This is a genomic window from Laedolimicola intestinihominis (assembly GCF_040096155.1).
Classification (GTDB): Bacteria; Bacillota; Clostridia; order Lachnospirales; family Lachnospiraceae; genus Laedolimicola; species Laedolimicola intestinihominis.
Map to the genome: position 1 here is coordinate 1 of NZ_JBBMFE010000025.1, position 12,363 is coordinate 12,363.

The following is a 12,363-nucleotide window of genomic DNA, read 5'->3' on the forward strand; positions in this document are numbered from 1 at the left end:
GTGCAGTAATGCATGGAGCTGACTGTTACTAATAGGTCGAGGGCTTGACCAAGAGCGGAGAAAGCGGTCGTATGTAGCGGCTGTTGAAAGGAGGAGTGCTTGCACTCCGGGATGAAACAGACGGTACAGACGGTCATTTGCGAAGCAAAGGACATGAGGAAGAAGCGAAGCGAATTCCGAATGACCGGTTTCGTAGCGACCAAGACCAATAACCGCGAAGCGTCATAGGATAGAAAAATGTCTAAAAGATATGCAGTATATAGTTTTGAAGGTACAAGGAAGTACCTGAACACTTGACAAGGGTTGGGTGATCAGGTATTATGGTATCTGAATTAAATATTCCTCGATAGCTCAGTGGTAGAGCGTTCGGCTGTTAACCGAAATGTCGTAGGTTCGAGCCCTACTCGGGGAGTTAAGAAAACCTGTAAGCGTTGCTTGCAGGTTTTTTGGGATCTACAATACCGTGTTACATTGAAGCGTGAAAGTCAGGCTTTTTATAGAACAAAAAATCTTCGAAGGAAGGTACATTCTTTTTTATTGCATCAAAACAGGCAGTAATTCAGACAATAGGGAATCATTAAGAATATGATGATAGATAATTATTTTGAATAAATAAGGAAACATATTTTTTTAAATTAGGATATGAGGATAAAATAAGACCTTCCAGAATAGAAACTGGAAGGTCTTATTTCATATTGAGATTATACACAATACCAGGTGGTACATTCTTAGCAGAGCTCATCAGCCAGTGCTTCTATCTGCGCGCGGCTATCTTCGCTTAAGGCAGACAGAATACGAACGGTATTTTCTGCAAAGGTAAGCTTCTTACTGTTTTCCAGTAAAGCTTTCATACCTTTGGCAGCAGTCGGAGCCCAGGAGCCATTTTCCATAAAGGCAACAGTGCGGTTCTGGTAGCTGCGGTCGGTCAGGTGCTCGATAAAATCGCGCATGAACGGGAAAATGCCTGCATTATAGGTGATGGTAGCCAATATCAGCTTACTGTAGCGGAATGCGTCCTCGACGGCCTCGGCCATATCGGCGCGGGCCAGATCGTGAAGGATGACGTTGGGGCAGCCCTTGGCGCGGAGCTTATCAGCTAACAGATCTACCGCTTCTTTGGTGTGGCCATAGACAGAGGTATAGGCGATAACGACGCCGTCCTCTTCCGGCTGGTAGGATGACCAGGTGTTGTAGAGATTCAGGTAATATCCCAGATTTTCCGTGAGCACCGGTCCGTGCAGGGGGCAGATGATTTGAATATCCAGGGTAGCGGCCTTCTTCAGGAGATTCTGTACCTGTACGCCAAATTTGCCGACGATGCCAATGTAGTAGCGGCGTGCCTCGCAGGACCAGTCCTCTTCCACATCCAGAGCGCCGAATTTACCGAAGCCGTCGGCGGAGAACAGTACTTTGTCGCAGGTATCGTAGGTCACCATGACTTCCGGCCAGTGAACCATGGGAGCGGCCACGAAGGCCAGGGTGTGCTTGCCGAGACAGAGCGTGTCGCCTTCTTTGATGACAACCTGTCTGTCAGCATAATCCGTGCCAAAGAACTGCTTCATCATGGCAAAGGCCTTTGCGCTGGACACGACGGTGGTATCCTGATAAAGCTCCATAAATTTGGCGATATTGGCGGAATGGTCCGGCTCCATGTGCTGTACGATCAGGTAATCCGGATGGCGGTCGCCCAGAAGAGCGCCGATCTGATCCAGCCATTCCTGTCCGAAACGCGCGTCTACGGTGTCCATAACGGCGATTTTCTCATCCAGGATGACATAGGAATTGTAGGCCATGCCGTTCGGAACCACGTACTGACCCTCGAAGAGATCCACATCATGGTCATTGACGCCCACGTATCTGATATCTTTGGTAATTTCCATTGTAATACGCTCCTTTTAGTTAAGATAGGCTAATTATAGCATATTTGAAATAAGGTGTATAGAACAGAAAAGTCGAAAGAAAGGAGAAATGAAGAGAAAGTAAATAGAGTGCAGAAGCTTTTTCGTTCATCTGGATTCAGAAAAATCTGGATAAAAGAAAAAATCTGCACTCATGAACATAACGTATGATTCAGAAAAGTATTTTGGTAAAAGGTAGGAAAATATCTTTACAATACTTCCGGTTCATCTCTGCGTAGTTCCAGGTACACATGTCCCATACTTACATAGAAATAGGGACGTATCCACAGAAAACCGATGCCCATGGAACCGATACCCAGCAGGCACAGAGGCAGGAAGCCCAGCCACAGGCGCAGAATGCGGAAATACTGACCCTGCATCAGGCGGCGGCTGGTTTGCAGCGCGTCTTTGGCGGAGCAGTATGGGTCGTCCAGCAGCACAAATTCAGTCAGGCACCAGGGGATGGATACCAGTACTGCCGGGATGCAGGCGAGAACCGCATAGGCCGCCATATGAGTCAGAAGCTGAACGACTTCTGCGGACATATTTGTAATATCGATGCTGAAGGGAAGCTTCAGGTAACAATACAGCGCAGGTGCGAACCAGACCAGGGATACCGCGTAGCGGAACAGATAGGTCAGGATAAAGGTATCCGGCTGATTGCGGAAAGCATAGAGAAAGGGCCAGGGCTGTACGATGGGTTCTTTTTTGCAAAGAGAATAAAGGTAGCGGATCAGTCCTATTGTAAGGAGAGAATTCAGGATCATGACAATCAGATTCAGGATCCAGAACAGCGCCTGATTCAAAGGAAGCGGTGATTCTCCAAGACTGGTACTCTGCAAAACGATGGTCAGTGCCAGGGTAAATATGGTCAGACTGATGGTTAAATTGACTGCAAAGAAATAATTTCCCTGCAGAGTCATACGGGCCTGGCGGCGGATTTCCTTTGGTTTCATCATAAGGAGCCACCTCCTGTCATCGGAAGCTGTGTGGGCAGCTGATTATAAAGGTCGGAAATTGCTTTCTGCAAAGCATCCGGATCCATCAGCGTCTCCAGACCGAAAAGCTGAATGGCCAGATAGAAGCCGAGTACCAGAATTACCACAGTAATCAGGATAGCAAGGATAGAAACGGTCATGCCGCCTACAGCTTTTGGGGAAAGCCGGTAGCTGTCACCTTTGGACAGATGGGCGAACAGGATACTCATACAGCCAAGAGGCAGAGCCATATAGATGAAATAAATGCTGATAACCGAAAGGAGCGTCAGAACGCCGAGAATCAGAGAGAGATTCGCCATCCGGTTCGGCTTTTTTCTATAAGGATTAAAAGGTGGCTGTTGAAAATTCATATTTGGTTGTTCGGTATGATTATAGTCCATAAAAATTCCTCCTAAATAAACATGATAACATAGCTGATAATGAAAGACAAATAAATCTTACATACGGGCCAAAAAAGAAAAATCTTGAAAAAGGCGCAAGCAGGAGAAAGGTACAGGCGGTCAAGTTATGGCTTGCGGGGAAAGGTGGATTTTCGTATAATAAGAGCAGTGCCGTGACCGGAAAAGGTCAAGGAGAGACAGGAGGAACACTCTTATGGATATTATCAGGAAACTAACCGAGGAGCTGGGCGTTCAGCGTTGGCAGGTAGAGGCCGCGGTCAAGCTCATCGACGAGGGAAACACAATTCCATTTATTTCCAGATACAGAAAGGAAGCGACGGGTTCACTGAACGACGAGGTGCTGCGAAATCTGCATGAACGTCTGACGTACCTTCGCGGTCTGGAGGATAAGAAAAATCAGGTGCTGGGAAGCATCGAGGAGCAGGGGAAACTGACGGAAGAGCTGAAGGCACAGATTTTGGCTGCGGAGACCCTGGTGGCTGTGGACGATCTGTACCGCCCGTACCGGCCTAAACGGCGTACCCGGGCGACCATTGCGAAGGAAAAAGGTCTGGACGGTCTGGCGGATGTGATTCGTCTGCAGTTGACGAAAAAGCCACTGGAGGAAGAGGCGGTGGCATATCTTTCCGAGGAAAAGGGCGTGCTGACGACAGCAGACGCCATCGCCGGAGCCGGAGATATCCTGGCAGAGGCCATTTCTGATGAGGCTGACTACCGGTCCTATATCCGGAAGGCGACCTTCGACGAGGGTCAGCTTCTGTCCGAGGCCAAGGATGAGAAGGCCCAGACCGTCTACGAGATGTATTACCATTATGAGGAGCCGGTGAAAAAGGCGGCCGGACACCGGATTCTGGCCCTGAACCGGGGCGAGGCGGAGAAGGTGCTGACTGTCCGTGTGGAAGCGCCGGAGGAGCGCATTTTACGCTATCTGGAGAAGAAGGTTATTGTGCGGGACAATCCGCATACGACGCCGGTGCTGAAAATGGTGATCGCGGACAGCTACAGCCGTCTGATTGCGCCGTCCATTGAGCGTGAGATAAGAAATGAGCTGACCGAGAAAGCGGAGGATGGAGCCATCAGTGTCTTTGGCAAGAATCTGAAGCAGCTCCTGATGCAGCCACCCATCGTGGGTCAGGTGGTGTTGGGCTGGGATCCGGCCTTCCGTACCGGCTGTAAGCTGGCTGTGGTGGACGCCACCGGCAAGGTGCTGGATACGGTAGTCATTTACCCGACGGCGCCCCAGAACAAGGTGGCAGAGGCCAAGGCTATCCTGAAAAAACTGATTGCGAAATATGGTATCACGCTGATTTCTGTGGGCAACGGAACCGCCTCCCGGGAGTCCGAGCAGGTTATCGTGGAGCTCATCAGGGAGCTGCCCACGCCAGTTCGTTATGTGATTGTAAATGAGGCCGGTGCGTCCGTCTATTCCGCCAGCAAGCTGGCCACCGAGGAATTTCCCAATTTCGACGTGGGACAGCGAAGTGCCGCGTCCATCGCCCGCCGCTTGCAGGATCCGCTGGCAGAGTTGGTGAAGATCGATCCCCGCTCCATCGGCGTCGGTCAGTATCAGCACGACATGAACCAGAAGAAGCTGGGAGAGGCTTTGTCCGGCGTCGTGGAAGATTGTGTAAATAAAGTCGGTGTAGACCTGAATACGGCCTCTGCGCCGCTCCTGGAGTATGTGTCCGGTATTAACAAAACCCTGGCGAAAAATATCGTAGCTTATCGGGAAGAAAATGGTCGCTTTAGCAGCCGCAGAGAGCTTCTGAAGGTGGCTAAGCTGGGTCCCAAAGCCTTTGAACAGTGTGCAGGTTTCTTACGCATCACAGGTGGCAAGAATCCTCTGGACGCCACCAGCGTACACCCAGAGTCCTACGCCAGCGCCGAGAAGCTGCTGACTACCATGGGCTACACCACAGAAGATTTGAAGAAGGGCGGCGTTAAAGGCCTGTCCGGGAAGATTCATGATTATAAGCATCTGGCAGAGAAGCTGGAAATCGGCGAGCTAACTCTGCGAGATATCGTCAAGGAACTGGAAAAACCGGGGCGGGATCCCCGCGATGAGATGCCGAAGCCCATTCTCCGTACGGATGTATTGGAAATGAAGGATCTGAAGCCGGGTATGATACTGAAAGGAACCGTGCGTAATGTCATCGACTTTGGCGTATTTGTGGACATCGGCGTTCACCAGGATGGTCTGGTGCATATCTCACAGATTACCGATCGATATATTAAGCACCCGCTGGAGGTGCTGAGTGTGGGAGATATCGTGGATGTGAAAGTCTTGAGCGTAGATTTACAGAAAAAACGAATCGGATTGACGATGAAAGATGTAAAATAAATATCCCGACAAGAACGTAAATCCCTGCCGGGAGAAAAATAAAATAGGTTGGAGGATACGCAGATTTTTCTACTCCTCGCAGGCGGCTTTTACGCACCCGACCGGCCAACTCGGGCCTACGGCCCTCAAACAGGGCCTCCTTCGGGTGCTTGCCTAGCCTGCTCGTCCCTACGAAAAATCAGCTAACATCCTCCAACCTATTTTATTTTTCTCCCGACAGTTCAAAATCTACCGTTTTATCAAATCTATTTCTTATAAAGGATACGGATGGAATTCAGCACGCACAACATAGCCACGCCCGTATCGGCGAATACAGCCAGCCACATATTCGGGTGTCCGGCCAGACCCAGAATCATAACCGCGATCTTGATAACCAGAGCGAAAACCACGTTCTGAACCGCAATACGGTTGGTGCTGCGGGCGATGGAGATGGCGGTGGGTACAGACTCCATACTGGAGGTCATGAATACCGCGTCAGCTGCCTCGATAGCCGCGTCTGCGCCGCTTCCCATAGCCGCGCCCACGTCAGCGCCGGCCAGAACCGGAGCGTCGTTGATGCCGTCGCCCACGAACATTACATTGCCGTTCTGCTCTCGGAGCCTGGTCATGATACTCAGCTTATCCTGGGGAAGAAGCTTTGCGTGAACCTCGTCGATACCGGCCATCTTCGCTACCGCCTCAGCGCTCTCCTGGGCGTCGCCGGTCAGCATGACAGTGCGAAGACCCATTTTCTTCAGACGGGCAATGGCGGATTTCGCGTCAGCCTTCAGGGTATCGGAAATAACCAGATATCCGGCCAGCTTGCCGTCCACAGCCAGGAAGACCTCGGAGCCGTAGCCAGTGTCGATGGCAGCGTCCATAGTTATCCCATTTTCATCCATCAGCTTCTGATTACCGCAGAGTACCTTGCCTGCAGCAAGGAAAGCGGAAATACCGTGGCCTGCGATTTCCTCCAGAGAAGCGGGATTCTCGAGAGCGATACCCTTCTCCTGTGCAGCGGTTACGATGCTGACAGCGATGGGGTGCGTGGAGAACTGTTCGCAGCTTGCGGTGATGCGGAGCAGCTCATCCTCGGAAATAGTTCCGGTGGCAACCACCTTCTGAAGCTTGAAGTTACCCTCGGTCACAGTACCAGTCTTATCCATAACCACAGCGCCCAGGTTGCTCAGAGCCTCCATAGCCACGCCGCCCTTGAACAGGATACCCTTCTTGGAGCCTGCGCCGATACCGGAGAAGAATGCCAGCGGTACGCTAAGCACAAGGGCGCAGGGGCAGCTCATAACCAGGAACGTAATTGCGGTATAAATCCATTGATGCCAGTTGCCGGTCACCAGAGACGGCAGGATAGCGGTTACCAGAGCCAAAGTTACGACGATGGGCGTGTAAACCTTGGAGAACCGGGTAATAAAGCGGTCGATCTTCGGCTTGCTTGCGGCTGCATTTTCTACGGAATCCAGAATACGGGTTACCATAGATTCGGACAGCGGCTTCTCCACGCGAATCTTCAGCTGACCGGAGGTGTTCACACAGCCGGAGGTGATGTCGTCGCCGGCTTTTACAGCCACCGGAACGGGCTCGCCGGTAATCGGTGAGGTATCCAGACGGCTCTCACCTTCAATGATTTCACCATCCAGAGGAATCCGGTCGCCCGGACGAATGAGCAGGATATCGCCCACCTTGGCGTTTTCAGCCGGGATGACTTTAATATCGTCGCCCTGTACCAGATTGACGACCTCGGGACGCATATCCACAGCGTCCATGATCTGTCCGCGGCTTCGCTCTACGGCCTTGTGCTCGAAGAACTCGCCGATGCGGTAGAAGAGCATAACGCCCATGGCCTCGGGATACATGCCGATGGCAAAAGCGGCCACAGTCGCTAGGCTCATCAGGAAATTCTCATCGAAAATCTGTCCATGGGAAATATTTTTTGCGGCGGTCAGAAGCACGCCTGCGCCAAGGATCAGGTAGCCGATGACAAATACGGGCAGGGTTACGATGGCAGCGACGCCCATGTGGCTTAAAATCTCGCCGACTACGAAGAAAACCGCGCCGATGATAATGGAAATGAGCTCTTGCCGCTCTTTTTTCTCATCAGCTTCTTTGGCAGACTTTGCTGCAGCGTCTTTGGCAGCGGATTTCGGTGACGGATCACGCTCTACGATGGTGACTTCCGGCTCCAGTGCTACGCTGACACGGCGAATCTCGTCGATGAGAGCGTCCGGATTTTTGGCGGTGATGCGGAGCTGCTTGGTGGCGAAGGTCAGGACGGCATTTCCCACGCCGGGTACTTCATTGATACGCTCCTCTACCTTGGACGCGCAGTGGGCGCAATCCAGGCCATCGATGATGTATACTTTCGTTTTTGCAGATGCATTCACGGTTTTGGGAACAATTTTCACTTCGGACTCAATGGAAGAGCAGATGTGCTGCATTTCCGGCAGCAATGCGTCCGGATCAGCGGCCAGGACACGGAGCTGCTTGGTGGCGAAGGTGATGGTTGCTTCCTCTACGCCGGGCAGGGCGTTGATTTTCTCTTCCATCTTGGAAGCGCAGTGGGCGCAGCCAAGATTCTCGATGATGTAGACCTGGCGGCGTGTGTTGGCGCTGTGCTCATGATGATGCTCATGCTCTTCATGACCGTGATCGTGGCCGCAGCCACAGGAATCGCCATGGTCATGATCGTGATGATGATGTTCATGCTCTTCGTGTTCATGGTCGTGCCCGCAGCCACAGGAGCCGCCATGGTCATGGTGATGATGCTCATGCTCTTCGTGTCCATGGTCGTGCCCGCAGCCACAGCTGCACTCATCGTCATCATGTTCGTGATGATGGTGGTGCTTATACTCCTCGTGGTCATGATCGTGCTCACAGCAGCAATCGTCGTCATCATGTTCGTGATGATGGTGGTGCGTATGCTCTTCATGCTCATGATGATGTTCGTGCTCATGGTCATGATCGTGCTCACAACCGCAGCCGCAGTGCTCGTGCTCCTCATGCTCGGATACGGGATTCAATTTGTCCTTTTCCATATCTGCCATTTTATAGATCTCCTTTGAAGAATTATATTTATATATGATTAACTGTTCATATGATGATTTAACCACATTTATATAGGAATGTCAAGGGGCAATTCAGATAAATATAAGAAATCTTGCAATCACCACCGCGGTAAAGTATAATAAGACATAATTTAGGAAACCGAGGCGTAAATTATGACTTATGAGGAAGCGAGAGCTTTTATTGATGATACGGCGAAATACGGATATGTGCTGGGACTGGATACGGAGCGGGAGCTGCTTCGGCGGCTTGGAAATCCCCAGGATGATCTGAAGTTTGTGCATATCGCGGGAACGAACGGAAAGGGATCTACACTGGCGTATATTTCCACGATTCTGAAAGAGGCCGGATATAAGGTGGGGCGGTACATTTCCCCGACGATTTTTGATTATCGGGAACGGATTCAGGTGAACGAGGAATATATTTCGGAGGAAGCGGTAGCCAGACTGGCCGATAGTGTAGAGGCAGCAGGACAGGCGATGCTGGCGGAAGGTCTGCATCATCCCACGGCCTTCGAAGTGGAGACGGCCATGGCCTTTCTTTATTTTAAGGAAAAGCAGTGCGACCTGGTGGTGCTGGAGTGCGGCATGGGCGGTATGACCGACGCGACCAATGTAGTGAAGACCACGGTGATATCCGTATTTGCGGAGATCGGCATGGATCACATGGGCTTTCTTGGTAATACGGTAGAGGAGATCGCCGCAGTCAAGGCCGGAATCATTAAGCCGGGCACGATAGCGGTCAGCGCTGCGCAGCGACCGGAGGTCAGTGCGGTGTTGCAAAAGACCTGTGCGGAAAAGGACACGGAATATCGTGAGGTTCGAAAATCCGATATCAAAGATGTAAGATACGTATTTGAAAATCAGACCTTTACTTATAAGGAAGAGACGAAGCTGAAGCCCGGACTCACCGGAAGCTGGCAGATTGATAATGCGGCGTTGGCGGTGGAGGCAGTTCAGGCCCTTCGCGACTGCGGATGGAACATTTCCGATGAGGCTCTTCGAAAGGGGCTGACGGAGACTGTATGGCAGGGGCGCTTTACGACAGTGAGCCGCCATCCGCTCTTTATCGTGGACGGAGCGCATAACCGTGACGCAGCCGATCGGCTGCGAGAGACGCTGGAACTTTATTTCCCGGAAAAACGGAAGGTCTTTATCGCCGGAGTGCTGGCAGATAAGGAATATGATTATGTGATGAGTCAGCTGACGCCGCTTGCTGACCGGGTTATCACGGTCATGACTCCGAACAATCCCCGGGCGCTGGCTGCGGATAAGCTGGCTGAGGATGTGAAGAAATATAATCCGGAGGTGGAGTCGGCTGGCAGCTTAAGGGACGCGGTACACCGGGCGCGGGCCTATGCGGGCGAGGATGATATGATTCTTGCCTTTGGTTCCCTGTCTTATCTGGGCGATTTGATACGGGAAATCCGGGAGCAGCAATAAAGGAGTAAAAGAGGACGGACGATGAGAGATTTAAAAGAGCTGAGAGTGGAAATAGACCGGATTGACCGGGAGGTGGTGGCGCTTTTTGAGGAGCGTATGGGCATCTCCAAAGAGGTGGCGGAGTATAAGATTGCCACAGGGAAAAAGATTCTGGATAAGGAACGGGAAAATCAGAAGATCGAGGCGGTAAAGGCCCTGACCCACAATGATTTTAACGGTCACGGGGTGGAAGAGCTGTACAAGCAGATCATGGGTATCAGCCGGAAGCTGCAGTATCAGCTGATGGAGGAGAAGGCGTTGGGACGCCTGCCCTTTATTATGGTGGATGAGCTGGAGAAGAAAAATGTCCGGGTGGTTTACCAGGGCGTGGAGGGCGCCTATGCCCAGCAAGCCATGTTCGCATTTTTCGGTGAGGATGTGAACCATTTCCATGTGGAGCGGTGGCGGGACGCCATGGACGCCATTGCGGAGGGCATGGCGGACTACGCGGTGCTGCCCATCGAGAATTCCACGGCGGGTATTGTAAATGACAGCTACGACTTGCTGGAAGAATATGATAATTATATTGTGGGCGAGCAGATTATTTCGGTGCAGCATGCGCTTCTCGGGATGCCGGACGCGGAAATTTCTGATATCAAGACGGTATTTTCCCACCCGCAGGGGCTGATGCAGTGCGCGAAGTATCTGGATGAGCATCGGGACTGGAAGCAGATCAGTGTGCTGAATACGGCGGTGGCGGCCAAGAAGGTGGCGGACGAGAAGGATAAGACCCAGGCAGCTATCGCCAGTACACTGGCGGCGAAGCAGCAGGGCCTGAAGGTGCTGGATCAGGGCATCAACCGCAGTGAGCATAATTCAACCCGGTTTGTGATTGTGACGAATCAGCCGATTTTCCGCAAGGATGCGGAGAAGGTCAGCATCTGTTTTGAAGTGACCCATGAGAGCGGCTGCCTGTACAATGTACTGTCGCATTTCATTTTTAATAATCTGAATTTGTGCCGGATTGAGTCCAGACCCATTCCGGATCGAAACTGGGAGTATCATTTCTTTGTAGATTTTGAGGGCAATCTCAATGACAGTGCGGTGAAGAATGCGCTGCGGGGAATCCGCGAGGAAGCGTTGAATATGAAAATTCTTGGTAATTACTAAATTTTTTAGAGATGCTTTAGAAGGAGGAATTAGTATGAACCCGTATGTAATTATGACGGATACAACAACTGACTTACCCGAGGACTACATCAGGGAGCATGGGCTTTCTATCCTTTCTTTAAATTATATTCTGGATGGACAGACCTACGATCGAGAGCATCCGCTGGATGTGAAGGAGTTTTACGAGAAGATGCGTGCCGGCTCCATGCCGACCACATCTCAGGTAAACCCGGAACAGGCGAAGACTGCCATGTGCGCCTGTCTGGAAACGGGGCAGGATGTGCTTTATATCGCCTTTTCTTCGGGCTTAAGCGGCACATATAACAGTGGCCGGATTGCAGCGGAGGAGATCGCGGAGGAAGGCCTGTTCCCGGAGCGGAAGGTCGTGGTGGTGGATTCCCTGAGCGCGTCGCTGGGTGAGGGACTGCTGGTACACAAGGCTGTGATGTTGAAGGAAGCGGGAAAATCTTTTGAAGAGGTGACGGACTGGGTGGAGCGGAACAAACTTCATATCTGCCATAATTTTACAGTGGATGATCTGTTTCATCTGCACAGAGGAGGCCGGGTGTCGAAAGCTACGGCGATTCTGGGAACCATGATGAATGTGAAGCCGGTGCTGCACGTGGACGATGAAGGACATCTGATTGCGGTTGGCAAGGTGCGCGGAAGAAAGAAATCGATTTCGGCTCTGGTGGATCGCATGGCAGAGCAGATGAATGGCTTTGCGGCGGAAAATGATGTGGTATTTATCAGCCATGGGGACTGCATCGAGGATGTGGAGTATCTGGAGAGGTTGATCCGGGAGAAGTTTGGGATTACGGAGTTTCTGGTGAATGAAGTCGGGCCGACCATCGGGGCGCATTCAGGACCGGGGACATTGGCGGTCTTCTTTGTGGGGGAGCCGCGGTAACAATATAACGGACGGAAATCCGGGAGAAGCCCCGGGGAATTTTTCTTGCGAGGTGTTCGGACGTTTCACGGACACCGTGGTGCAAGAGAAATCTGCCGGGGCTTCTCCCGGATTTCCTATGTTTGCGCATGTTTCCAGCGCATCTAGGGATACCCGTAGGGTGTTTC

General features: G+C 51.6%; 8 protein-coding genes and 1 tRNA gene. 5 read left to right on the forward strand and 4 right to left on the reverse strand.

Annotated features, from left to right (window positions below):
* Window positions 1–340: 340 nt before the first annotated feature.
* A tRNA-Asn gene (locus WMO29_RS16335) sits at window positions 341–412 on the forward strand.
* Window positions 413–728: 316 nt separating this feature from the next.
* On the opposite strand, the gene WMO29_RS16340 is transcribed toward WMO29_RS16335, so the two are convergent.
* The 3 genes from WMO29_RS16340 to WMO29_RS16350 all read right to left on the reverse strand — a co-directional run bounded on the left by WMO29_RS16340 (window position 729) and on the right by WMO29_RS16350 (window position 3,276).
* Window positions 729–1,880, reverse strand: coding sequence for an FprA family A-type flavoprotein (locus tag WMO29_RS16340; protein WP_349165519.1), 1,152 nt, complete (start codon window positions 1,878–1,880; stop codon window positions 729–731).
* Between the two features lie 227 nt (window positions 1,881–2,107).
* Window positions 2,108–2,857, reverse strand: a complete 750-nt coding sequence (locus WMO29_RS16345) for a DUF975 family protein (RefSeq protein WP_349165520.1) — start codon at window positions 2,855–2,857, stop codon at window positions 2,108–2,110.
* On the reverse strand, window positions 2,854–3,276 hold the full coding sequence (locus WMO29_RS16350) for a hypothetical protein (protein WP_178038503.1): 423 nt from the start codon (window positions 3,274–3,276) through the stop codon (window positions 2,854–2,856). Before WMO29_RS16350 ends, WMO29_RS16345 begins: the two co-directional genes overlap by 4 nt.
* Before the next feature lie 214 nt (window positions 3,277–3,490).
* Between WMO29_RS16350 and WMO29_RS16355 the strand changes: the two genes are divergently transcribed.
* Complete coding sequence (locus tag WMO29_RS16355; RefSeq protein WP_349165521.1) at window positions 3,491–5,638, forward strand: Tex family protein; 2,148 nt, start codon at window positions 3,491–3,493, stop codon at window positions 5,636–5,638.
* Between the two features lie 245 nt (window positions 5,639–5,883).
* On the opposite strand, the gene WMO29_RS16360 is transcribed toward WMO29_RS16355, so the two are convergent.
* Window positions 5,884–8,676 (reverse strand): heavy metal translocating P-type ATPase, encoded by a 2,793-nt coding sequence (locus WMO29_RS16360; RefSeq protein WP_349165522.1) that lies wholly within the window; start codon window positions 8,674–8,676, stop codon window positions 5,884–5,886.
* Between the two features lie 174 nt (window positions 8,677–8,850).
* Between WMO29_RS16360 and WMO29_RS16365 the strand changes: the two genes are divergently transcribed.
* The 3 genes from WMO29_RS16365 to WMO29_RS16375 are packed head-to-tail and all read left to right on the forward strand — an operon-like array spanning window position 8,851 to window position 12,196.
* The gene (locus tag WMO29_RS16365) at window positions 8,851–10,137 is read left to right on the forward strand and encodes a glutamate ligase domain-containing protein (RefSeq protein WP_178038501.1); all 1,287 of its coding nucleotides are present in this window, start codon (window positions 8,851–8,853) and stop codon (window positions 10,135–10,137) included.
* A 21-nt stretch (window positions 10,138–10,158) separates the two neighbouring features.
* Window positions 10,159–11,286, forward strand: coding sequence for a prephenate dehydratase (pheA, locus tag WMO29_RS16370; RefSeq protein WP_349165523.1), 1,128 nt, complete (start codon window positions 10,159–10,161; stop codon window positions 11,284–11,286).
* A gap of 34 nt (window positions 11,287–11,320) precedes the next feature.
* On the forward strand, window positions 11,321–12,196 hold the full coding sequence (locus WMO29_RS16375; RefSeq protein ID WP_349165524.1) for a DegV family protein: 876 nt from the start codon (window positions 11,321–11,323) through the stop codon (window positions 12,194–12,196).
* Window positions 12,197–12,363: the final 167 nt, after the last annotated feature.